This window comes from Flavobacterium akiainvivens, from assembly GCF_001278115.1.
GTDB classification, from domain to species: Bacteria; Bacteroidota; Bacteroidia; order Flavobacteriales; family Flavobacteriaceae; genus Flavobacterium; species Flavobacterium akiainvivens.
Genome location: NZ_LIYD01000005.1, coordinates 1,808,834 through 1,833,621, shown reverse-complemented (window position 1 = coordinate 1,833,621; position 24,788 = coordinate 1,808,834). Strand labels below are relative to the sequence as shown.

21 protein-coding genes are annotated in these 24,788 nt (G+C 41.6%); 4 read left to right on the top strand and 17 right to left on the bottom strand.

Going from position 1 to position 24,788, the window contains the following annotated elements; translation table 11 throughout:
- Window position 1: 1 nt before the first annotated feature.
- Entirely contained in the window at window positions 2–475 is a 474-nt protein-coding gene (locus AM279_RS08090; RefSeq protein WP_054407431.1) for an ecotin family protein, read from the bottom strand.
- Window positions 476–624: 149 nt separating this feature from the next.
- Here AM279_RS08090 and guaB point away from each other — a divergent pair, with 149 nt between their 5' ends.
- Window positions 625–2,097: an IMP dehydrogenase gene (gene guaB / locus AM279_RS08085; protein WP_054410207.1), complete on the top strand. Its 1,473-nt coding sequence runs from the start codon at window positions 625–627 to the stop codon at window positions 2,095–2,097.
- A gap of 71 nt (window positions 2,098–2,168) precedes the next feature.
- On the opposite strand, the gene AM279_RS08080 is transcribed toward guaB, so the two are convergent.
- The 6 genes from AM279_RS08080 to AM279_RS08055 form a co-directional block, all read right to left on the bottom strand.
- Window positions 2,169–2,858: a hypothetical protein gene (locus tag AM279_RS08080; protein ID WP_054407429.1), complete on the bottom strand. Its 690-nt coding sequence runs from the start codon at window positions 2,856–2,858 to the stop codon at window positions 2,169–2,171.
- The gene (locus AM279_RS08075; protein WP_074961561.1) at window positions 2,855–6,115 is read right to left on the bottom strand and encodes a carbohydrate-binding protein; all 3,261 of its coding nucleotides are present in this window, start codon (window positions 6,113–6,115) and stop codon (window positions 2,855–2,857) included. Before AM279_RS08075 ends, AM279_RS08080 begins: the two co-directional genes overlap by 4 nt.
- Before the next feature lie 18 nt (window positions 6,116–6,133).
- Window positions 6,134–7,573: a glycoside hydrolase family 30 protein gene (locus AM279_RS08070; RefSeq protein WP_054407427.1), complete on the bottom strand. Its 1,440-nt coding sequence runs from the start codon at window positions 7,571–7,573 to the stop codon at window positions 6,134–6,136.
- Between the two features lie 101 nt (window positions 7,574–7,674).
- Window positions 7,675–8,541: a PKD domain-containing protein gene (locus tag AM279_RS08065; protein WP_054407425.1), complete on the bottom strand. Its 867-nt coding sequence runs from the start codon at window positions 8,539–8,541 to the stop codon at window positions 7,675–7,677.
- A gap of 7 nt (window positions 8,542–8,548) precedes the next feature.
- Window positions 8,549–10,063, bottom strand: a complete 1,515-nt coding sequence (locus AM279_RS08060) for a RagB/SusD family nutrient uptake outer membrane protein (protein ID WP_082344195.1) — start codon at window positions 10,061–10,063, stop codon at window positions 8,549–8,551.
- Window positions 10,064–10,078: 15 nt separating this feature from the next.
- Window positions 10,079–13,195 (bottom strand): SusC/RagA family TonB-linked outer membrane protein, encoded by a 3,117-nt coding sequence (locus AM279_RS08055; protein WP_054407421.1) that lies wholly within the window; start codon window positions 13,193–13,195, stop codon window positions 10,079–10,081.
- A 495-nt stretch (window positions 13,196–13,690) separates the two neighbouring features.
- Between AM279_RS08055 and AM279_RS08050 the strand changes: the two genes are divergently transcribed.
- A complete protein-coding gene (locus AM279_RS08050; RefSeq protein WP_236688509.1) occupies window positions 13,691–16,477 on the top strand; it encodes a helix-turn-helix and ligand-binding sensor domain-containing protein in 2,787 nt (928 codons plus the stop codon).
- 402 nt (window positions 16,478–16,879) lie between these two features.
- On the opposite strand, the gene creD is transcribed toward AM279_RS08050, so the two are convergent.
- From creD to AM279_RS08010, 8 genes are all read right to left on the bottom strand, one after another.
- A complete protein-coding gene (creD, locus tag AM279_RS08045; protein WP_054407418.1) occupies window positions 16,880–18,253 on the bottom strand; it encodes a cell envelope integrity protein CreD in 1,374 nt (457 codons plus the stop codon).
- Window positions 18,254–18,272: 19 nt separating this feature from the next.
- Complete coding sequence (locus AM279_RS08040) at window positions 18,273–18,578, bottom strand: hypothetical protein (protein WP_054407416.1); 306 nt, start codon at window positions 18,576–18,578, stop codon at window positions 18,273–18,275.
- Window positions 18,579–18,581: 3 nt separating this feature from the next.
- A complete protein-coding gene (locus tag AM279_RS08035; protein WP_054407415.1) occupies window positions 18,582–19,013 on the bottom strand; it encodes a hypothetical protein in 432 nt (143 codons plus the stop codon).
- A gap of 48 nt (window positions 19,014–19,061) precedes the next feature.
- A complete protein-coding gene (locus AM279_RS08030; RefSeq protein WP_054407413.1) occupies window positions 19,062–19,721 on the bottom strand; it encodes a DUF1361 domain-containing protein in 660 nt (219 codons plus the stop codon).
- A 43-nt stretch (window positions 19,722–19,764) separates the two neighbouring features.
- Window positions 19,765–20,061, bottom strand: a complete 297-nt coding sequence (locus AM279_RS08025) for a winged helix-turn-helix domain-containing protein (protein ID WP_054407411.1) — start codon at window positions 20,059–20,061, stop codon at window positions 19,765–19,767.
- Window positions 20,062–20,065: 4 nt separating this feature from the next.
- Window positions 20,066–20,665 (bottom strand): hypothetical protein, encoded by a 600-nt coding sequence (locus AM279_RS08020; protein WP_054407410.1) that lies wholly within the window; start codon window positions 20,663–20,665, stop codon window positions 20,066–20,068.
- Window positions 20,666–20,900: 235 nt separating this feature from the next.
- Complete coding sequence (gene kdsA, locus AM279_RS08015; protein WP_054407408.1) at window positions 20,901–21,719, bottom strand: 3-deoxy-8-phosphooctulonate synthase; 819 nt, start codon at window positions 21,717–21,719, stop codon at window positions 20,901–20,903.
- Window positions 21,720–21,759: 40 nt separating this feature from the next.
- On the bottom strand, window positions 21,760–22,212 hold the full coding sequence (locus AM279_RS08010) for a hypothetical protein (RefSeq protein WP_054407405.1): 453 nt from the start codon (window positions 22,210–22,212) through the stop codon (window positions 21,760–21,762).
- A gap of 84 nt (window positions 22,213–22,296) precedes the next feature.
- On the opposite strand from AM279_RS08010, the gene AM279_RS08005 reads away from it, so the two are divergent.
- Window positions 22,297–22,866 (top strand): YeeE/YedE family protein, encoded by a 570-nt coding sequence (locus tag AM279_RS08005; RefSeq protein WP_054407403.1) that lies wholly within the window; start codon window positions 22,297–22,299, stop codon window positions 22,864–22,866.
- A 4-nt stretch (window positions 22,867–22,870) separates the two neighbouring features.
- Window positions 22,871–23,284, top strand: coding sequence for a DUF6691 family protein (locus tag AM279_RS08000; protein WP_054407402.1), 414 nt, complete (start codon window positions 22,871–22,873; stop codon window positions 23,282–23,284).
- 211 nt (window positions 23,285–23,495) lie between these two features.
- On the opposite strand, the gene AM279_RS07995 is transcribed toward AM279_RS08000, so the two are convergent.
- Both AM279_RS07995 and AM279_RS07990 read right to left on the bottom strand, forming a co-directional pair.
- Entirely contained in the window at window positions 23,496–24,110 is a 615-nt protein-coding gene (locus AM279_RS07995; protein WP_054407401.1) for a hypothetical protein, read from the bottom strand.
- The gene (locus AM279_RS07990) at window positions 24,107–24,781 is read right to left on the bottom strand and encodes a hypothetical protein (RefSeq protein ID WP_054407399.1); all 675 of its coding nucleotides are present in this window, start codon (window positions 24,779–24,781) and stop codon (window positions 24,107–24,109) included. The genes AM279_RS07995 and AM279_RS07990 overlap by 4 nt, the downstream gene beginning before the upstream one ends.
- Window positions 24,782–24,788 lie beyond the last annotated feature (7 nt).

Genomic DNA, 24,788 nt, shown 5'->3' with positions numbered 1-24,788 from the left:
CCTATTTGAGCGTATTGTATGTATCTGTAGTGCTCCATACACGGTATTCTAATGTACAATATCCCGGAATGTAAAAAGGTACAGGAAAATAGCTTTGGTATCGAAAAATAACCTCTTCGGTGCTAAGTATAGTTTTCTCAATTTTAGTTGTGCTCTCACAACCGGATGGCATGCCTACAGATATGTCTCCATTTACATCCTCTACAACATAATAAGGAAAACGTGAAGAATTGGGAATTCCATACTTCTCTGTTAAATTGTTCCTTCCAAGGCTAAAATCACCCTTCGCACATTCAACCATAGTGTGTTTTATGCCAAAACGCACCTCTACCTTGTAGTTTTCTTCATTTTCAATTTTTGGCAACATGATATCTACCCTTTTGAATCCTTTTTTGGCTTCAGGGTAAGTGGGTTTATTTTGGGAATATGTGATAAAAGATAAAAGTAATGTGATAAGGAGGAGTGTATTTTTCATGATTAATGAGTTTGTGTAAATATATAAAAACATTTGTATGCTGCTGTTCTTGGTGGCTATTGTTATATAGAAATTAATTATAGCTGTTGCAGTTTTGCATTCTGCTAAAAATGCTTATATTTGCACGCAATTTAACTACAAATTGCAACATGAAAGCACACACAACTAAAATCATCGGCGAAGGCTTAACTTACGATGATGTATTGCTTGTTCCTAATTACTCCGAAGTTTTACCGCGCGAAGTAAATATACAATCTAAATTTACACGAAACATTGTTTTAAACGTTCCTGTGGTTAGTGCCGCTATGGATACCGTTACCGAAAGCGCTATGGCTATTGCAATGGCCCGCGAAGGCGGTATAGGCGTACTGCACAAAAACATGACTATTGAGCAACAGGCTAATGAGGTGCGTAAGGTAAAACGTGCCGAAAGCGGCATGATTATAGACCCGGTTACCCTGCCGCTTACCGCTACCGTTAAAGATGCTAAAAATGCTATGCGCGAGTATGGTATTGGCGGTATTCCGGTTGTAGATGAAAACGGTACGCTTAAAGGTATTGTTACCAACCGAGACCTGCGTTTTGAAAAAGACGGCGCCCGTTCTATACTTGAAGTTATGACCAGTGAAAACCTGGTTACTGCCGGCGAGGGTACTACACTTGATGTAGCCGAAGGTATACTTCAAAAAAACAGGATTGAAAAACTGCCTGTTGTAAATACTGACTACAAACTTATAGGCCTTATTACGTATAGGGATATAACTAAGGTTACCCAAAAGCCTATTGCCAATAAAGATAAATTTGGCCGCCTGCGCGTTGCAGCTGCCCTTGGCGTTACGGCTGATGCCGTTAAACGTGCAGAAGCACTGGTTAATGCAGGTGTAGATGCCGTTATTATAGATACTGCACACGGCCATACACAAGGTGTGGTTAAGGTGCTTAAAGAAGTTAAGGCGCAATTCCCTGAACTTGATGTGGTGGTGGGTAACATCGCTACCCCTGAAGCCGCCCTTTATCTTGCCGAAAATGGCGCTGATGCCGTTAAGGTTGGTATTGGTCCTGGTTCAATATGTACAACCCGTGTTGTAGCCGGTGTAGGCTTCCCTCAATTTAGTGCAGTGCTTGAAGTGGCTGCAGCCCTTAAAGGTACCGGTGTTCCGGTTATTGCCGATGGCGGTATCCGTTACACAGGAGATATCCCTAAAGCGCTTGCTGCCGGTGCCGACTGTGTAATGCTTGGCTCGCTACTTGCAGGTACTAAAGAATCTCCGGGTGAGACCATCATTTTCGAAGGCCGTAAGTTTAAGTCATATCGTGGTATGGGCTCTGTAGAGGCCATGCAGGAAGGCTCTAAAGACCGTTATTTCCAGGATGTGGAAGACGATATCAAGAAACTGGTTCCGGAAGGAATTGTGGGCCGTGTACCTTACAAAGGTGAGCTGTTTGAAAGCATGCTGCAGTTTGTAGGCGGGCTTCGTGCCGGTATGGGCTACTGTGGTGCTAAAGATATCCCTACACTACAGGAAACATCACGCTTTGTACGCCTTACGTCAAGTGGTATTACCGAAAGCCACCCGCACAACGTTACCATTACTAAAGAAGCGCCTAACTATTCAAGGTAATACCTGATAGCTATAAATAACAAAACGCCCCATTATGGGGCGTTTTGCATTACAAAAATCACAATAAGCATTTATAAAACCTTAAACTGGAAAACCGGAGATGCCGTAGCATTACCGGCAACGTCAGTAGTTACTACTTTCCAGTAGTATGTACTTCCGCTAACTACAGCTACATTGTTTACAGATGTTTGTGTGCCTGTGTGGATAGATGTTGTTGGATTGGCTGCCGTACCGAAGAATACCTCATAACTCTCAATATCGTTATCAAGGTCGCTACCGGTCCATTGAAGGGTTAAAGAAGGCCCGTAAACAGAGCTGCTCATAACCGGTGCTACAAGTTCGGCAGGAAAAGGGGCATAGTTGGTAATGCCAGGCCCCGCATTATAAAACTTCCATACCTCGCTCTGCACGGTATTGCCTGAGTTTTTTCTTGAACTTACATACCATGAATAGGGGGTAGCCTTGCTTAGTGTAACTTCATAAGATGTGTTATTGGCAGCATTATACTGCAACGTGTTTTGTGTAACCAGGTTTTTAACATACAAAAAATATGTTTGGTTATCTGCGGCCTCATTCCATTCAAAAGTAACCTTACTTTGGGTTTCATTAACCTCGGTACCGGTAATACACTCGGTATTATTTAATGGGGCTGCAAGTGCTGCGGCTGTACCATTACCGCCGCCGCCATCATTGCCTCCGTCATCACTGCCGCATGAGGCTAAAATGCCTGTAAAAGCAATGGCCCATATTATCTTTTTCATTCTTTTACAATTTTAGTGTTAAACGAATAGCTGCCTGATGCAATTTTTACAATATATACGCCCTGAGAAAGGTTTGTGGTAGGGATGGCAAATACATCGTCCTGAGCGTCAAACTCCCTTACATAAGCCCTAACGCCCTGTAGCGTGAATATTTCTACATTTACTTTGTTTTGTGTAGATGGTATCTTAATATAAAACACATCTTCATTAACCGGGTTAGGATATACCAATGCCGAATCATCAAGCATAATCCTTTCCCTGTAAATGCCCTGGCAATCGCTGTCGGCTTTTACTTCAATATTATTTTCACCCGGGTTAAGGTCTAAAACAATGCTATTCTGGCTCGTAGTGTAAACCGTATTGTTAACCCTGATGGTATAGGTTTCGCCGCCATAAAGGTCGAGTTCCACCTGATACTCTGGTGCCATAATGCGCGATAGTACAGCTAAATCAGTAGGTTCAGTTACTACCAGGTCAAAACATTGCTCGTAAGCAGGGGCTTCAGGCAGGGTAAAGCAAAGCTCATAATTACCGGCAGACAGGTTACTGAATGACGATGTAGTATTAAAGTTGGCCGTTTGGTTACCGTTAGGCCCTGTTAGTGTTGCCACATAGTTATGGTTTGCAGCTGCTGTTATAGCAATGCTGCCGTTGTTAGAAGACCTGCACGTTTCGCCAGTGGTTTGTATGGCAAAATTGTTACCCGGAAGTGTAAATAGCGGACACCCGGTAAAATCTACAACTGTGTTAGCAGGGGTATCAGGGCAAAGGTCGTCCGTATTAGGCACGCCGTCGTTATCATCATCTGGTGCAGCAAATGAAAATTTTACCCAGTTGAAGTTAAAGCCCGGTGCAGTAACCAAAATCCGCAGGTAATACCTGCCTGCCGGTAATGTAGCCTGGCTGTTAACGGTGCTCCAGGTTTGCCAGCCACCGGTAGGAGGGAAACTCACCGTTTGTATGTCCTGAGTAGTTTCGTTTATCAGCTGAAGCTTTACCTGGCCCGTTTGGCTTTCGCCTGCTGTGCGGTATTGTATAAGGTAATTGCCGGTTTGTGTAATATTAACAAGATAGTCAAGGTAGTCGCCCGCATCTGTATAGCCAATGTTCTGGCCACCATTAGTGTCGGTTGTGTTTTCTACTGTAAGGCCACTTTGCGCATAAAACGATTCAGCCTGTATTTGGCCTGATATCTGCTGTAAGTTGCCCACCCTGTTTACTACATTTTTATCGGTAAATGCAGCATGGGTAGTGGTATCGGCAGCAACAAGGTTGGTGCCTGCATAACTGAACTTTATTACATCGCCGGTATTTATGGCTGTGGCTGGCGTAATTACAAAGGTATTGTCATTAAACTGGGTTACCTGTGTAATGGTGGCAGTGTTGTTATTTACGATTAATGATAGCGCACTTGCAGTAAAGTCAATACCGGTGGCAAGGTCTTTATTAAGCGTAACCAGTATTTTATCGCCAAGAACATTAGTGCCGGCATCTATTACCTTAAACGCTGCTTCGGCAGAAGTAGCAGGGTTTTTGAATTCAACATAGTTTAGGTTAAATCCACCAATATCAAAGTACAGCCTTAGCTTGTTAGTGCCCGCTTTTACCAAAACATCGGTGAGGGTTACGGTAGACCATGTAGTATAATTACCTGTTGAAGGAAGAGTGATGTTTTCAGATATACGGCCATCCTGGTCTTCTATATGCAGTGTACCACCCATGCCGGCATAGCGTATATCTACATCATAAGCAAGCAGTTCGGTTGCAGGTATGGTATATTGTAGCCATTCGCCGTTTACTATGTGGCTTACATGGAAACCGTTAGTAACGGCATCATTAGATGTTTGAATGTCTACACCGTCATTTCGGCCGGCCCAACCCTGGTTCCAGTTAACATAAGTGCCACCGCCCGAATGGTAAGTAGCTACTTCGGTATCATAATAGGCAAAGTTGTTTGTGCCAAGGTCATATTCGGTAGCATATACCTTTCCGGGCAGCACGTGGTCTGTATACGGAATGGTTTCGTCTGTTTGCACCTGTCGGAACATAGCATCTATAACATCGGTCTTTTTGGTAACGTTTTCAAACTTATAATTCTCTGCAAGTTCCATAAGGGCGGCTGTTGCAAAAGCCTGAGTGGGTTGTGTGCCACCGTTAGTCCAGTAATTAAGTAGTTGCTGGTAACCGGCAGGTTTTGTTGCAGCAGTAACACCTGCAATGCTTTCAACCTTTTTCATGGGCCACCATGCCCAGCCTATGTTGTTAGACTCTACAAGCTTAATGGCATCTTTAAACCATACGTTAGAGTTTTCGCCGCTTTCGCCCAACCATAGGGGAACGTTATATTGCGAGCGCAGGTTAAGCATGCCCTGTATATCGCCCTGGCTGTTGCCATTCCAGTATTTGTGGAAGCTAACGGCAATATTATCATCCCACAGCGGAAAAATGCCATTGTAGTTATTGCCCCAGCAGTTACCTTCTATAATAATCATGTGGTTAGTATCTACCTGCCTTATGGCGTTGGTAATATCTACCATTAGCTGGCGTAGCGGTGCATTAGAGTTTTCATCGCAACCGTTTTGGTTGGTTCCTGTAAAAGCCCAGTTAGGCTCATTAATCAGGTCATAAGCGCCTATCCATTCGCTGTCTTTGTAGCGTGTGGCCAGTTCCTGCCATAGCGCTACCATTTTTTGCCTGTTGGCTGCACTTTCCCAAAGCGAAGGCTTACTATCGTCATAATCGCTAATATTGGCATCTTTGCCCTGCCCACCGGGAGCAGCGTGCATATCCAGTATCAGGTACATTTCATTGTCTTCGCACCATTGCAGGAGCAGGTCTGTACGTTCAAAGCCTTCTTCCAGCCAGGTATTTTGCCCGGCTACGGGCTCATCTTCAATAGGCAGTGTATAAAGGTTGTAATGCATGGGCAGGCGAATGGAGTTAAACCCCTGTGCCTTAAGCCAGTCAATATCAGCCTTTGTTATGCCATTATTTCTGTATGCCTGATAAAAAGTTTCAGTATTTTCGGCTCCTATCAGGTCTTCTATTTTTTGCCTTATATCATGCTGAGGCCCGGCAAAGGCGCTGGTTTGCAGCATATAGCCTTCCTGTACCATCCATCCGCCCAGGCCAAGGCCACGCAGCAGCACATTGTTGCCATCTGCGTCTACAATATTTTGCCCGTCACGGTGAAGGAAACCCTGGCTAAAAGCACATGCCGATATGAGCAGTGCTACGGTTAATAATTTTTTCTTCATAATTGTTGTATAGCAATTTTAGTAAACTAAAGTCTGTATGCCGTGTGCCGGTATGGTTGCCACAAGCTTTTCGGTGCCAATTATCAGGTTGTAAGTAATCTGTGCATCAGAATTATTCATAACCACAGTTGCCATTTTACCATCGGTATTGACAAACGATACAGTTTGCAGCTGGCTGCGGCTTGCGGCAGAACTAACACGTTTTGCCTGTGGTGCCACAAATTTTGAAAAATGGCCTATGTAGTAATAAGACGGGGTATAGATAAGTTCACCCGTTTTAGTATCGGCATGTACCGGGGCAAAGCAAAAGTTGCCTACGTGGTTGGGGCCGCCTTTTTCATCAAGTAAAATATTCCAGTCTGTCCAGCCGGTAGTACCGTTATTAAAGTCGTTAATCATTTGCTCACCATAGCGCTCGCCGTTAGGCCAGTACTGGTATCTGGCAGCATCAAATTTTTCCACGCAGCCTTCGGTAAACATTATGTTTTTATCAGGGTAGGCTTCGGCCACTTTCCTTACATTATCAAACATTGGTTTTCCCCCGGCCCATGTTTCATACCAATGGAAGCCAATACCCCATGCATATTTAGACGCTTCGGGGTCGTTAAAAATAACATCGGCACGCTGGTTCATAAGGTCGCGGTTATGGTCCCACACTACAATTTTCTTATCTCCGAGCTCTTTTCTTACCGTAGGGCCAAGATAGTTTTTAAGGAAATCACGCTCTTCTTCGGCAGTATAAATGCAGGATTCCCAGGTTTGGGTAGCCATAGGCTCGTTTTGAACACTAAGCCCCCAAATGTGTATACCTTCTTTTTCATAAGCCTGGATAAACTTTACATAGTAGTTGGCCCATGCCTGATAGAATTCGGGTAAAAGTTTCCCGCCTTTAAGCATATTTTTACTGTCTTTCATAAAGGCAGGCGGGCTCCACGGGCTTACAAATACAGTTGTATTTTTACCGGATAGTTTTAGCGCTTCTTTTATAAGTGGGAGACGGTATTTTTTATCGTGGTCTATATTAAACGATTTTAGAGCTGTATCGCCTTCTTTTATGTAAGTATAGCTGCCACTGCTAAAATCGCAGCTGTGTATATTTGTGCGTATTATTGAGTAGGCAATACCTTTATCTTTGCTGTAATAAGCATCTAAAAATTCTTTTTGCTTGGCCGGAGACAGCTTGGCAAAAACCTCTGCACTTGAGTCGGTTATAGCGCCTCCTATACCTAATATTGACTGAAATGATTTAGATGGATCTACAAAAATTGAAAACTCAGTTTCAAGGGGCTGCTTTGAGCTGCTGAATGTTAGTTCATCTGTTTTTTGTATTCTCAGGTCTGTGTTTTCGGCTGTGGTATATACAACAGCCTTTTTGCCTTTAGCCGAATAGTTTTGCTGTGCAAAAGCACCTGTGCCTGCTAATAACAATGCAAGGAGTAAATTCTTTCTTTTATTCATTTTTTGGAAATTTTGGACACAGCAGGTAACTACCATGTTATTAAAAAATAGCCTGTAACCTTATGATTACAGGCTATAAGAAACTAACCCAAATATTTATTTTAATTAATTCTCCTGAACTCTACGTTAGTAAGGCTTATAGAATTTATAGCACCGTTGTCTCCGGTACAGCCGCCTTTAATCACGAAATATACAGTACCTGATTGCGTAAATTCTACAACCGGCCCCTGAGAGTCTCCGCCGCAGCCAACTACTGATAGCATACCTTCAAACGGTGCTGTAGCGCAACCTGCCCATGTATTTAACTGAAGTTTCTTTCCACCGGCACTATAATCACTGTTTTGAACAGGAGCCTGTGCATTTACATATACCTCAAACCACGTATCTGTTGAGCCCGGACCCCAAACTTTCATATCAAGTTTATACTCATGGCCTGCTTCAACTTCTACAGCCTGGTAAATGGCCTTGTGTGCATTACTGCCCAGGCCGCCTGTTACTGTAGCACTGCCCTCGCCAAATGTAAATGCCCCGTTGTTAGAGATGTTAAGTACCGTCCATTTAGAATGGTCATCAGGCGTTTCAAATTTTCCGCCCAGTATAAGGTTACCGGCTATAGGATCGGGGGTATCAACAGTAATGGTTTGTGTTGAGGTGTTAGATGATCCTCCACTTCCATAAACTGTGTGTGTTATGGTATACGTACCAGCATCGGGAAAGAAAAAATCTTCGGCAGATGAGCCCTTAAACTGGCCTGCGCCAATATCCCAACGGTGTACTATAACGCCCTGGGTTACACCGGTAGCTGTTATATGGTTGCCGGAAGCATCTGCAGATACAGTAAACGATGCATCTACATTAGGGTTTGATATAGGGTTGCCGCCCGTAACTTCATCGGGCGAACAACCTGTTAGTGTTACAGCAAGGGCAGATAATGCCAGCCAGCTGTTTTTAAATATATTAAATTTCATAGTTTGATTAGTTATAGTTAGGGTTTTGAACAAGCTGCGTGTTTTCAAGCTCACGAAGTGGTATAGGCCATATTTCGTTTTTACCTGCTGTAAACCCGCGTGGCCCAAGTACAGTTGCTGCTTCGCCCCTGCGCACAAGGTCAAGCCAGCGGTGGCCTTCGCCCCCAAGTTCGCGCCTGCGCTCATCTGCAACTGCCTGTGGTGTAACATTTACAGGACTAAGGCCCACCCTGGCACGAACAGCAGTAAGCAATGCCTGGGCCCTTGCTCCGGTTCCGCCAAGTGCCTCTGCCTCCATAAGGTAAGTATCTGCAAGGCGAATTACGTAGAAGTTTTGCCTGTAATTTAATACAACATCACCACCACCATCTGTAATGTCGTCGTGAGTTGGCATAAATTTTTTAAGGAAGTAGCCAGTATCCTGGTTTGCAGGGGAGTAAATGGCCAGCCCTTGTGTAACAAGTGCATTAAGGTCGGCAATTGTGGCATCAAAGCGTGGGTCACCTTCCATAAAATCCACATAATCTAACGTAACGGTATTAAAGCTCCATCCGGTTTCATACTGAGGGGCTGATGGGCTTGAGGCAGAATAACCGCGTGGGCCTACCATAACATTAAGCGAGTTACCTTCATCCGAACCTGAACCCCAGTTACCCCAGCCAGCATTACTTAGCTTAGTGTGCGATGCCTCAAGTATTGATTCTGAGTTAAATTTATTATCAACAATCCACAGGTCAGCATAATTGTCAAGTAGCTGATAGCCATATTGGTTGGATCCTGATGTAGGGTCTCCGTTTACTTCTGCAAACATGGCGGCAGCTTCGGCATTTTTATGCTCAAAAAGATACACTTTACCCAGTATAGCCTGGCCTGCACCCCTGTTTAGCCTGCCCGCTTCTGTAGCAATATTTAGGTTGGTTGGCAGGTTAGGTATTGCTTCAAGAAGGTCTTGTTCTATTTGTGCATATACATCGGCCGGGTTTGCCTGTGTTACATTATAAAATTCTGACGTGGCAAGTGGCGTGGTAATAAGCGGAATGTTCCTGAACATTGTTACCAGCTGAAAGTAATAATAGGCACGCAGTGCTTTTGTCTCGGCAGTAAAGCGTGTTTTTACAGCCTCATCCATAGGGATATCCGGAAGTTTTACCAATAATGTATTAGCCCTGAAGATACCCTGGTAGTAATCACTCCAAAAACTCATAGGTATTGTAGCTGAGTTTATGGTATAAGTGGAGAAAGACTGTATACCGGCACCATCGGCAGCACTACCGCCACCGGCATGAAAATCATCTGACCCTGCATTAAGCATTGCCGTTAGGTTTTCAAAACCACCCGCGTGTTTCCTCATCAGGTCATATACAGCTATAAGTGCCGAATAGGCCTGGTCCTGGTTTTGGTAATAGTTCGATTCAAGGTTTGTACCCGTAGGCTTTACCTCAAGGTAATCTTCGCTGCAAGAGCTAAATGCAAGTAGCCCGGCAGACAATAGAAATGAATATTTTATAGCTTTAAGTTTCATCTTTTTCAATTTTTTTTAGAATTGTAAATTACATCCAACCATCAATGATTTTGACTGAGGGTAGTATCCACGGTCAATTCCCATCACATCGCCTCCAATTTCCGGATCGAAACCTGTATATTTTGTAAACGTAAATAAGTTTTCAGCACTTAGATAAATCCTTGTTTTAGAAAGGCCAACAGTCTTGATAATGTTTTCAGGAAGTGAATAGCCAAGTTGTATTACTTTAATCCTGAAATAGTCGCCATCCTGAAGGTAAAAGTTAGATGGCTTGCTAAAGTTACCGTTAGGGTCTGAAGTTGAAAGCCTTGGGTATGTGTTAGATGTGCCTTCGCCTGTCCAGCGGTTAAGGGCAGCTGTTTGCCAGTTTGCATTTACCATATCAAGCCTGCGTAATCCCTGGAAAATCTGGTTGCCGGCAACACCCTGGCCAAATACCATAAGGTCAAAGCCTTTATAATCAAAGTTAAGTGTTATACCATAGGTATAGTCAGGTAGTGGGCTGCCAAGGTATTTACGGTCTTCTTCGGTAATCTGGCCGTCATCATTAAGGTCGGCAAATTTAAAGTCACCCGGTACGGCTGCTGGCTGTATAACAGTACCATCTGAACTGGTATAGCCTTGTACTTCAGCTTCGTTCTGGAATACACCGTTTGTTACAAAACCGTAGAATCCGTTAAATGAACCACCCACTTCAGTGCGTGTTAACGGGAATGCAGAAGACTGTATGCTTGGTCCTGAAAGGAAATCAACTGTAGGAACAAGGCTTGTAACTTTGTTTTTAACTGTTGAGATATTACCGTTTATGCTCATGTTAAAATCACCAAAGCTCTTGCGGTAAGCAAGCTCAAGCTCAAGGCCTGTGTTTTGCATAGAGGCAATGTTTGCATAAGGTTCGCCTGTTGCACCTACATAAGCCGGTAAACGTAGTGTTTGAAGAATGCCGGATGTTTCTTTTTTATACCAGTCAAATGTTACGTTCAGGTTGCCAAAAAGCAAGGCGTCAAAACCTATGTTGGTCTGGGTTGTTTCTTCCCATTTAAGATCCGGGTTTGCAGGAGCATCGGGGCTGTTACCTACAACTACCGAACCCTGGTTGCCTATTGTATAGTTACGGCCACCGCTTACCAGTGCCATGTACCTGAAATCTGCAAACTGGTCGCTACCGGTTACACCATAGCCACCACGTACTTTAAACGTATTAAGTACATCATTTGCAGTCCAGAAATCTTCTTTGGTTAATACCCAACCTAAAGATACAGATGGGAATGTACCGTATTTGTTGTTAGCACCAAACCTTGAAGAACCATCTCGGCGTACAATTGCTTCTAACAGGTATTTTTCTTTATAGTTATAGTTTAACCTTGCAAAAAGTGATGTTACAATGTGTTTGTTGTTGGTTGAAGCCCATCCAACAATATCTGTAGCAGGGGTAGGCCAGTTAAATGAAGCATCCTGATAGTTGTTAACCGGCTGGTTATAGTAAGTAACACCATGGCCACTGCCAATATTATCTACATAAGCACCCTGGCCTATAAGTACAGTACCGGTATGGTCTCCAAATGTCTTGTTATATGAAGCGGTGTTTTCTATGTTCCAGCCAAAACCTTTTTGGGTTTCCCTGTACAGGCTGTTCCTTACGGTATTGCTGTTAGGGCTCAGGTAAGACATTGGTGTAAAGCTTTCTGAACCCCAGTAAGCCAGTTTGCCGCTTAGGGTAGACCTTACTTTAAGGCCCTCGATTGGCATAATTTCTACGTATGCGTTACCTACAAAGTTATCGGCCCAGCCATAGTTGCCAAGGCGGTTTTTTGTGTAGGCAAGTGGGTTTGTCATTTCCTGTTGTACAGCATTAGAAATACCATAGTAGTTGCCATTTTCATCTTTTACGGCATATTGCTGTGCATAGTCCCCCGGGTTTGGCACGTTGCTAAGGTCTGTTACAATAGCAGGTGTGGTAGGGTCAAGGTTAATTGCCGAAGCAAGTGGCCCGCCATATTCTCCGTTAGTATTGCCAAGGCCTACGTTTTTCTCTCTTGAATAACCAAGTGTTTGGCCTACAGTTACAAATTTTGATATTTTGTGTGTTGAGTTTAAACGGATGTTTTTACGCAGGTAGCTTGAAATATCAGTAGTTACAATACCTTCCTGGTCTACAAGGCCGAAAGACATATAAAAGTTAGACTTATCGTTACCGCCGCTAACGCTAAACTCGTGTTGAGAACGTTGTGCGCTATCGTTAAAAATAAGGTCCTGCCAGTCTGTTCCCCTGCCAAGTGTTGCGGCATTTGGGTACGGAAGTGTAGGGTTGCCACCTGTGTAGCCGTTAATGTAAGCTTCGTTCCTAAGACTTGCATATTGTTGTGCATTAAGAAGGTCAAGCTTACGTGCTGCTTTTTGGGTACCGGCAAAACCATTATAGGTTACACTAAACTTACCGGCTTTACCTTTTTTGGTAGTAACAAGTATTACACCGGCACCGGCACGAGAACCGTAAATGGCTGATGATGCGGCATCTTTCAGTACTTCAATAGATTCGATATCAGACTGGTTAAGGTAACCAATGCCGCCTGCATCTACCACAATACCGTCTACCACCCATAAAGGGTTGTTGTTGTTAAGGGTGGTTATACCCCTAACCCTTACAGTAGCAGATGAGCCCGGCTGGCCGGCATTAGCCGAAATAAAAACACCCGATGTCCTGCCCTGTAATGACTGCTCAATACGGGTTAATGGCAGGTTTTCAAGCTGTTCTGCCTTAACGCTCGAAATGGCGCCGGTTACAACGCTTTTCTTTTGTGTGCCATAACCTACAACCACTACCTCTTCAAGCATTTCCTCGCTTGGGGCAAGCTGCACATTTACGGTAGACTGCCCATTAACCGCTACTTCCTGGGTTGTGTAGCTTAAGTAAGTAAATACCAAAATACCGTTTGTTGGGGAACTGATTTGGTAATTACCGTCAATGTCGGTCATAGTGCCGGTTGTTGTATCCTTAATAATAATGGATACGCCGGGAACCGGAAGTCCGTTTTCATCTGTTACTATACCAGACACAGAAACATCCTGTGCCCATGCAAAGCTTGAAAGTAAACAGAAGAAGTAAAGAAATCGTAATTTTAATAATTTCATACTCGTTAAAATTTGGGTTGATTATTTATTAATAATAAGCAATATTAGGTGTTTTTTTTAATAATTAACATTTATTAATCTCTACAAAAACCCATCAATTTAAAATTTCAACTATATTAAAACACATCAATTAATTTATAATTAATTGTTTTGCAATATTTTATAAAAAATATTTCTTGCTATTGATATGTTAATTTTATAAATTTACCCCTACAAATAGCTAATATTTAATTACAACGTTGTAGTTAATTATGTATCAATTGGTTAACAACAAAACAATACCTTGTTTTTTGTGGTTTTATTGTTAATTTTTGAGGTCATAAATGAATGTTTTAAGATTATTAAAGCTGTGTTTTGGGTAAAAAAAACTACTTGCTACACCGTTTTCATACTATACAAAGTGCCAATATGAACATAATGTTAAGAACAAAGTTTCTGGTTTTATTATTGTTGATGCTGTTTTCAGGGATGTCAGCCCAGGTTAAAAACATTGGATTGCCTAAGATTATTAATTACAAGAAGTCTGATTATAATGGTGGCTCTCAAAACTGGGATATAGGCCAGGATAAAAACGGCAACCTTTATTTTGCCAATACATCAGGCTTAATTCAGTTTAACGGTACCTCGTGGTCAATAAGCAGTATACCAAATGAAACCGTAAGGTCTTTAAAAATAGATGCTTCGGGTAAAATTTATGTAGGTGGGTATAATGAGTTTGGGTATTATGCTACTAATGAGAAAGGCAAGCTTATTTACCATTCGCTTACACACCTTATTGGCCAAAACTCCAAGAATATAATTGACTTTGTATGGAAAACCCATATAGTTAACGGAGCGGTCTTTTTCCAGACCTTTTACAAGACTTATATATATAAGGATGGAAAGGTAGAGATACTTGAAGCGCCAAATCGTTTTCAGTTTTCATTTGTGGTAAACAATACTTTATACTTTCAGGATATTGTACAGGGGCTTTTAGAATACACAAATGGTAAGCTCATTCCGCTTAAAGGGACTGAAATATTTAACAGTACCGAAGTTTGGGGCCTTTTGCCATTCCAGGACAACCAGCTACTGGTTGTAACACAGGATAACGGGCTTTTTATTTCAGACTCAAATGGTGTTAAGCCCTGGTTATGCGAGGCTAATGATTTTATTGTAGCCAATAACTCTTTGGGAGGGCGTATTTTAGCCGATAAATTTATAGTACTAAACTCTGTGCTTGACGGTATTATTATATGCGACCTTAACGGTAAAATTATACAGCATATTAATAACCGTAAAGGCTTGCAAAACAATACGGCGCTAAGTTCTTTTATTGATAATAGCAGCAACCTTTGGTTGGGGCTCGATAACGGTATATGCTTTATTAATGAGAACTCTCCTTTCTCTTACCTTGGCACCAGCTATGGTTTGGGGGCGGTTTATGGCTCGGCAGTATTTGAAGGCAATTTGTATGTGGCTACAAATCAGGGGGTATTTAAGCACGATTGGAAAAAAACATTTAAAGAAGAGTCGTTTAAGTTTTTAGAAGGCACTACAGGGCAGGCCTGGAACATTCAGGAGTTTGACGGAGAGCTCTTTTGTTCGCACAACCGTGGGCTTTTTCTAATTTCAGGGGGTAAACAGGGCCGTTTTCTCGATAATAAGAGGGGATATCTCAATGTAAAGAAGATACCCGGCAGGCCTGGATTTCTCATCGCCTCAAATTACCACGGTTTTGCTATTTTAGAAAAAACAGCAGCCGGATGGCAATTCAGGAACCAAATTGATGGTTTTAATATATCAGACAGCAAATTTACTACAGACGGTGTTAATGTGTGGTTGAGAAAAGGCTCTGTTTACAGGCTTAAGCTTAGTAACGACTTGAGGAATTTTACCACTATATCTACCTATACTTCTCCGGGAGGTAAACTTAAGGATATACAAAGCGTTCAGGATATAAATGGCGCAGTATATTTTCAGTCTGATAACCGTTTTTTTATCTACGAGCCTGTAAAAGACCAGTTTGTAGAAGATAAAAAAATGACTGCGTTATTTAAAAATGTGCCTAAAATAAGGTATTGTTTTCAGGATAATAAAGGCAACATAGGTTACTTTTTTGGTAAATCTTCTATGGGTATGCTTATCAAAATGCCCGATGGCAATTACAGGAACGTGCAGTCGCCATTTTCATCGCTTACCGGTAATATGGTTTATTTTTTTGAATCTGTCAATACCGTTGATAACAGTAATATATTTATAGGTGTAACCGAAGGGCTCGTGCATTACAACCCACAATTGCAAAATATTTATCCGCAAAAACCTAATGCTTTTATAAGGAGTTTTACTTTCTCCGGCGATACCCTGATAACAGGTAACCTTAAGGCTGTAAAAGAAGTGCACCTGTCTTACAAGGCTAATAATGTTAAGTTTACGTTTTCGTCTCCCATATACGATAATCCGGAAAATATACTGTTTTCGTACAAGCTTGAAGGGTTTGAAGATAAATGGAGTGCCTGGACTAAAAATCCGGTTAAAGAATATACAAACCTGCGAGAGGGCGATTATCGTATGCAGCTAAGGGTTATGGATAGTTTTGGTAAAATATCTGACCCTGATGTTATTTCATTTACTATTGCCCCGCCATTTTACAGGCATCCGTTGGCTTACCTTGCTTATATTTTACTTATCGCATTTTCGGTTTACTACATAAGAAGACGTATAAAAGTTAAAATCCGTAAAAATAAGTACTATGAAACCCTTGAGCAGCGCAGGCTGTATCTTGAAAGGGAAACAAAAATTAAGCAGGAGCAGCTTGAACTTGAAAAAGAAATTGAACGCCTTAAAAATGAGCAGCTTAAAGTTAAGATTCTTACCAAAGATAAAGAACTGGTTAGTAATTCACTACAGGTGGTAAAGAAAAACAAGATGCTTAACGGCATCATCCATAAAATGAAAGACCTTGAAACCGAAAGTATGGATGATGCCACCAAGCAGCGCTTTAACCGTGTGTATAAAACCATTGTAAAAGAACTGAATACCGATAAAAGCTGGAATAACCTTGAAAAGCACATCAGGAACGTACATTTTGATTTCCTGAAGCGGCTTAAAGACAAGTTCCCAGCCATAACACCCCGTGAAATGGACCTTGCTACCTACCTGCTTATGAATATGAGTACCAAGGAAATAGCCGAAATTATGAATATATCTGACGGTGGGGTAGAGTTGGCACGTTACCGCCTGCGTAAAAAGCTGAACCTTACACGGAAGGATAACCTAACCGGGTTTTTAATGAATATTTAATTTTAAAAAGATTCTCTTAGCCGGTAAAGAATAAAGAGGTATAAGAATACTATCGGTATGTTTATTAGTAATATGCTGGTTTTTTGAAGGATAAGCCAAAAGTATCGATTGTTTAATAAGGCTGTAAAGAACATAATGGCAACAATTGCTATATTGATTATGGTAGCTATATAAACATAATAGTATCCTGCTATGATTATATTTACTGAATCAGTTATTAAGTACAATACTAAAAGTGCTGTTCCACCTAAAAAGGATAAAGCAAAAATTACCCGTGGTATAAACAGGATATTTACAATTAATGCAGGTATATTGGTGTGTTTCCCTCTGTACCACGGGCTGAAAAAGTTACGTAAATTGTTCATATAAAAGGTTGACCCCCGTTTCCGGGGGTATTTATATTTATGCTATTGAAGTATTCCACTGTATTTTTCTTGAAAAGTACATTACTGCACCCAGTATAAGGAATAAGCCTATGCTGCCGGCTAAAAGGGCATAGTTTTCAAGCTGTATGATTACATAAATAAAAGTGTACAGGCCTGTTAATGCTGTTGCAATAAAAACTGGGAACTTTCTGTCTTTTAGTATTGACAGAGAGTATAGCCCAATCATAGTTACTACGCTAACACCGGCTATCAGGTAAGCCAGCCAAAAGCTGCTATGTTCGGTTATAGATATAAGCAGCGTGTAAAACATTACCAGTGCAAGGCCTATCATGGTATACTGAAAGATATGGATGTTGATTTTGCTAACAGTTTGTATCAGGAAAAACACCAGGAAAGTAAGCCCTATAACCAGAAATCCGTATTTAGAGGCGCGCTCATTTTGCTGAAATTCATCTACCGGTATTACAAAATCAACATCAAAACTGTAGTTGTTCATTTTTGGTATCAGTGTGGTGTATTGCTGGGCAAATGGCCTGTTAAGTTGCGATATATTCCACGAAGCGGTAAAGCCATTATCGGTTACGTCGTGCTTTTCGGGCAGGTAATTGCCGGTAAACTTAGGCGATGGCCAGTTGCCTGCCATAGTGGCTTCCGTGAGCTTACCAATGGGTACAATAGCAAAGCTGTTACTGCCGTCATAGCTTATTTTTATTTCAAATGGTATGCTGCCCAGCGCAGCTGACTTAAGATTTATAGGAGCCGTTTGCAGTGTGGCAAGGTTTTCCTGGTTGTCCATCTCGGCGGCTTCAAAACTGTAAAGATTATCATTTATACGCGCATTTACAGTGCCTTTAATGCTCTTTATGGCATTTGTGTTTATAATAACCGAGGCTTTATCCCATTCAACAGCATCGGGCGATATATTTTGCCTGGCCAAATCAGGAACAGGGTAGTTGCCTGTTAACTTCAGGTTGGCGTTAAACACGGCTGCGTCATAATTATTCCGGTGTTTTTCAAATGTATTGACCTTAGAATCTGCTTTTAGCATTTCGGGAAAAACATATAAATAATCGGTATAGACTCTGTTTTGTACTGTCTTTACAGTATCGGTTTGCGTAGTTTGGTTGCCATAAGCCTTATATGGAATTTTAAGTATAGGCCCGCAAATGTATACATGGCTGCCCCATTTTTCTGTAATGTCAGATACTACCGTTTCCTGTAGTGTAGACCGTTCTTTTATAATACCCTGAACGTAATGCAGTGGCAGGAGTAAAATAAGGGTAAGCAAGCCTACCATAATAACCCTTGCGGTTGTAGACTGTAGAAAATTAGCATCAACCTGACTGTCGTCAGGTTGTTTAAACTGGTTTTGGTTTTGATTGGTGTCCATGATTAAATAGTGTTAATAATCAGTAATTTGTAAAATGTTTGAGTAATAAAATATATACCCATACTATGGGTAGGTTGGTAAGTATAAGCAGGCAGCGCATCAATAGTTTACGCCTCAGCTTTGCATCGGCAGAAGCCAATATTAACAGCCATGTAAAAACAACTATGTTTATAAATAATATGCTAACAAAACCATTAAAGGCAAAGCATTCGGCATAGTATACTGAGGGCATATCAAGCAGGTTTACAAACAGGTATGTATTGTAAACCAGTGTTAGTGCCCAAAGTAGTATTGGCAGCCACAGTAAGACAGTTTGTTTGGCCATGGTTTATATTATCATAAAAGCCTGTTTTACCTTTTCAACCGGCTGGTACAACAACCCCAGGTGGTCTATGTCATAAAAGCGCAAAGCATTTTTGCCCTGTCTGTACCTTTTGTAGAAATACGGCAGATAGATCGGGCAAACTGCCATGGCAATGCCCATTGTGGCCCATGTACGCAGGCTGTTGCAACCGTTGCCAAAAAGGTAAAAATAGAGGGCAAAATCTTCTTTAATGCTTGATTCTTCTGCGATAAGCAGGTGTAAAACATCTTCGTTATCGGCATAAACATTCTGTCCGTGGTTTGCATTAAGAAGATAGTAACCCAGTAATTGACCCAAGCTGTCTTGTGGGTATGCAATTAACTGTTTTGCAGTGGGTTTGGGTGTGCGGTCAAACTCGCGGCGCACCTGTTCAATTTTTTCCTGTAGTGTTGCCATAGTTTTTTTATTTTACTTTGAAATTCAAAGTGAGTTGATAAATTTTTTTTATTTTTTGATATCACGGTAAATACTAAACAAAAGGTATTGCAAAGCACCAAAGCCAAGTGTAATACCCCAGGCAGCTTTGCAGGTTTCTGCTGAAAACAAGGTGCTTAGTGTATGCGTAAACAGGCTAATGGGTTTATGTAGCACATCCCAGCTATTGTAGCGCAGGTAACGGCCTATGTAAATGCCAAAACCACAAAGCAGGCAGATAACTATTATGAATGCTTTTGATTTTAGCCTGCTGTTTCGTGTAAGAGACAGATTATGAATGCTATGCATAGACTCAAGGCCGAAAAACATCCCAGTCATTGTAAACGACCCAATAAGCAGTATATCAAACCAAATGGGTATGGAGTTGTCTTTATACAGGTGCACAAAGTCAGTCAGCAGATAGAAAGAATTGGGTAAAAATAGCAGCCAGCACAACAATAGGGGGTAGAGGAATACCCTTTTGCCATGCACGGCTGCATTGTTTTGTATAAACAGGCTTATGGCCAATGGAAGCCCTGCCAAAAATAAATTCCAGATTAAAAAAGCAAGAAACAGGCTGTGGCTCAGCTTTATGCGTATGGCGAGGAGTACCACACAAAAGAGGCATAAAGTGGCCGGCAGCCTGTATTGCTTGATTTCGTTAGCGATGTTTATATTTAATGTTTTCATTTTTAAAGTACTTTGTATTTCAAAGTTTATAAGTAAAAAAATATCAGCTTTTTTGTATCAGTTTTTCAAGAGCGTCAATATGTTCTTTGAAGGCCTTACGGCCTTCTTTAGTAGCAATGTAGCGTGTATTGGGCTTTTTACCTATAAACTGCTTTTCTACAGTAATATAGCTCTCAGTTTCAAGGGCTTTTGCGTGGCTGGCCAGGTTGCCGTCCGTCACACCCAATAGTTCTTTAAGGGTATTAAAATCGGCATATTCGTTTACCATGAGTATGCTCATAATACCCAGCCTTATGCGATGGTCAAACGCTTTGTTAATATGTTGTAATATGTTTTTCAAACTGTTATTTTCGGTCGTACCTGTAGTACATAATGCTGCCGTATAGTATGTGGCATACGCCAAAACCAAGCGCCCAAAACTCTAAGCCATAGCCTATTGCATAAGTTGCTGCAAGGCCAATGATTATTATAGTTATGCCCAAATAGCGTACATCACGCAGGGTGTATTTACTGGCGTTAACGCAGGCAAGGCCATAAAATATAAGGGTTACCGGCGCTATAAGCCCGTAATGGTGGCTGTTAATGAGCAGCAGTGCAAACAGGCCGCCAGTGCACAAAGGTATCATAAAATTAGCAGCCAGCCGCTTTGATGTGTTATTCCATAGCGTTTCGCCGTTTTTCCTGGCTTTGCGCGACGATAATATGAAAGCGGTTCCTACCGAAAGCACAAATACAGCAGCCAGTATTACAAGGCTAAGCCTGAATTCCTGGCTCTCAAGCGTTATTTTGCGATAGTTATGATGCGTAAGCTGTTTTACGGCAAACGCCCCTGCCAGCGCATATACACCCGCCATAATACCGGAAATTCCGCTAAGTGACAGGAACTGTGTAGATCTGTCCATCATCTTGCGGATATCCTGTATGTCCTTTAAATAATTTTCCATATTAAAGTACTTTGAGTTGCAAAGTAAAATAATAAAAAAATATTGTGCAAGGGATTTTAGAGAAAGTTGCAAAGAAAAAGAGTTGCAAAGTAACAAAGTGACAAAGTTATAAAGCGAATGAGTTTCAATGTTTTGATTATTAGGTTTTTAATTAAAAGTAAAGGCAGCCGGAGCTGCCTTTATATTATGAGTGTAGTTAGCAAATAACCAAATTATGGTATAACCGAATAACCGATTAGAACTGGTTTATCGTTTTTCTTATCGCAACAAGCTTCTCCATTAGCCCTTCAAAGTAGTTAAGATGCAGCATGTTAGCGCCATCGCTTTTAGCATTAGCCGGGTCAAAATGTGTTTCAATAAAAATACCGTCAACACCGGTTGAAATACCTGCGCGGGCAATGGTTTCAATCATATCAGGGCGGCCTCCGGTAACACCTGCCACCTGGTTAGGCTGTTGTAATGAGTGGGTTACATCAAGAACGGTAGTTGTAAACTCCTTCATTGTAGGTATACCACGGAAATCAACTATCATATCCTGGTAGCCAAACATGGTGCCGCGGTCGGTTACCATAACCTTGTCATTATTGCTGTCAAGTACCTTTTGCACAGCGTGTTTCATGCTCTCAGGGCTCATAAACTGGCCCTTTTTAAGGTTAACGGTACGGCCGGTTTCGGCGGCAGCCACTACAAGGTCGGTTTGCCTTACAAGGAATGCCGGTATTTGCAGGATGTCCACATATTGGGCAGCCAGGGCGGCATCTTCATTGGTGTGGATGTCAGTAATTGTCGGTATATCAAAGGTTTCCGATACTTTACGTAATATCTTAAGGGCTTTTTCATCGCCTATGCCTGTAAAGCTGTCCACGCGGCTGCGATTAGCTTTCTTAAATGAACCTTTAAAAACATAAGGTATTGCAAGCCTGTCGGTTACTTTAACTATGTGTTCGGCAATGCGTAGCGCCATTTCTTCTCCTTCAATGGCACATGGCCCGGCCAGTATGAAGAAATTTCCGCTATCGGTATTCTTTATTTTAGATATCTTATTTAAATCCATTGTTGTGTTTAATTAAGGTGCAAAGATAGCAATAAATCCCTTAATTCTTTTTAACTGCAAATCCTTGTGGTGCAAGTATTTGCCCCTTTTCATACAGGTTTATATAAATGCGTTTCGGGGCGGCAAGGCCCTGCCAGGTAACCTCATAAATATCAAGCATGCCCGCGCCCATGTTATACTTTTCGGTAGGGAAGGGGCAGCACACATCTACCTTGTTGTAGCTAACCTGCTCACCGTTAGGGCCTGTAATGGCGCCAAAGTAACGCTTAACGTTAATCTCGGCTGTTTCAAACTTCATAAAGCCCAGGTTTACAGGGTAATCGGCATCATAGCCATACTTTTCATCCTTGCTTACCTCGGTAATTACAAACACCTTATCCTTGCTTAAGGCAGGCATAACTGCTTTATCATCAATGTTTTTAATGGTATTCCGGGTGCTGATGCATGAGGTTAATGCCAAAGCCGAAAGGCCAGGCAGCAGATACTTTTTCATAAAGTAAGATTTTTACCCAAAGGTAGAAAAATAGCCATTATTTGTGCCATTTTTTGATACTTTTGCACTTAAATCAGTAAAATTATGGAAAGTATATACGGTACCTGGCCCTGGTACATCTCCGGATTTCTTATTGGGGTGGTAATGCTGCTCCTGGTGTATTTCGGTAAAACCTTTGGGATGTCCAGCAATTTAAGGACAATGTGCTCAATATTAGGGGCCGGCAAAACCAGTGAGTTCTTCCGTTTTGACTGGAAAGCCCAGCGCTGGAATCTTACTGTGGTACTTGGCGCCATGATAGGCGGTTTTATTGCCACACACTATTTAACTGACCCGCAAAGGGTTGATACAGTAGTGCTTAACCCTACTACAGTAACCGAATTGCAGGCTATGCAAATTGATGCCCCAAATGGCAAACTACTGCCCGATGCCTTTACCAGTGCGGAGGCTTTGTCAAGTCCTAAAGTGTTGGCTATATTGTTGTTAGGTGGTGTTTTGGTAGGTTTCGGAACGCGCTATGCCGGTGGGTGCACCAGCGGGCATGCCATTACCGGGCTTAGCAACCTGCAACTGCCATCGCTTATTGCGGTAATAGGGTTTTTTATTGGGGGATTAATCATGTCTTGGCTTATTTTGCCTTTGATTTTCAGTTAATTATATGAAATTTATAAAATTTTTACTCGTTGGTATCCTGTTTGGTATAGTGCTCACAAAAAGCGAGGCCGTATCATGGTACCGTATTTACGAAATGTTTCATTTTCAGTCGTTTCACATGTTTGGAATCATCATGACGGCTGTGGTAACGGGCACTATTGGCCTACAGATTTTTAAGCGTAGCCAAATGAAAGATGTTGATGGCCAGTATATTAACCTGCCTGATAAAGACAAAGGTTTTACCGGCTACCTGGTGGGCGGCCTTCTTTTCGGGCTTGGATGGGGGCTTGTGGGTACCTGCCCGGGGCCTATCTTTATCCTCATTGGGTCAGGCTTTTACGCTGTAGGTATTATCTTACTTGGGGCGTTGGTGGGGACGTATTTTTACGGCCTGCTGAAGTCAAAATTATCGCATTAATTTAAGCGATTTTCTTACATTTTGATACCTAAAAGTGCTTAATTTTTCACTTTCGGACTTTGGATTTACGGTGTGAAATGCTTTTTTTGTGAAATGCCAAAAAACAAATCGCAAAATCCAAATTGAAAATTCTAAACTCAAATCAGAAATAATATCACATAAAAAATCCGGACTTAAAAAATAGGTCCGGATTTTTTTTATGTCTGAACTTTTACGGTTTCAAAAACCGGTTTACCATCCAGTGGTTGGGGTGCTCTTTTAGCAGTTTGTCGTGCAGCTCTTTTTTCTCCTTTTCATCGGTAGTCAGGTTATGGCGGTAAATTTGTAATGGTATAGATTCCGGATACTCCTTCAGCGCTTTTTTGGCCTGTTCTGCAGCCTCGGTATTTTTATCAATGCTCATCAGGGTTTCGCACTCATATATCAGCACCAGGCAGGGCACTGTGCCATAAATGGCCTTGGTGTCTTCAAGCATTAGTTTGCAAATGGCACTTTGCAGGTTGGCATTATACTCATTGTCCGAAACATTGGCCTGGTAAAACTGGAACAAAATAAGCAGGTGTGCGTTTTTAATTTTAGCGTATTCCTGCATCATGCCGCCCAGTTTAGATGCCGTTTCCTCGGTAATTTCACCACTATCGCCCTGCAAAACTTCCTGGTTAATGCTTTCCAGTGCATCCCACACCTGTTTGTCTTTACCATCGGGTGGGTTAAGGGCTTTAATTACCTCCAGCTCCCGCTTTAAATTGTCATAAAACTCATCGGTGGTTTGGCTATACGCTTGTAGCGAAAGGAGGGTTGCAAGGGCAATCAGTAGGTTTTTCATTGTTTTACATTGAGTTTAAGCGATACTATAGGGCCATCTGATGCCTGAGACCATATTTTGTATGTTCCCTCGTAGTTATCATAAATAGTATAATGGTATATTTCACCTTTTTTACTGTAGTATTTGCGCTTAGGATGGTTGCTCTCTATAAAAATAAGGTCAAAGGTACAATCACCTGTCCATTCAAATGCCAATTTACTGTAGCTGCCATCAGCAAATTTTTCAAGGTATGTGTTGTTTTTTATTGATACATCTATGTTTTCAATGCCATCAAAATAATAAAAATCGCTGTTTTTTAACAAGTTACGACATGACTTTTTGTTAAGGTTTTGTGTGGATATTTTCTCAATATATTCCGGAGCACCATTTAATTTTTCTGTGTCAGATAATTCGTGTTGGAAAATTGATGGGCAATTTTTATTCATTCGGGCTTCAAAACGTTTGTTAAACTCAGCAGATTTATCTTCATCCAGAAGCAAGACAGAAAATTTTAGCAAGAAAGGCTCAAGATTTTGTAGTAGAGCTTCATCTATTTTATCTTCATGGGTAGTAGCTGTAGATGCATTAAAAGTAGCGCATACAGCAAGCGAAAGCGAATCTACCTGCGCATCAGTCTGGCTATACGCCTCTAACGAAAAGATAGCTGCAAGGGCAATCGGGAGGATTTTCATATAGTTT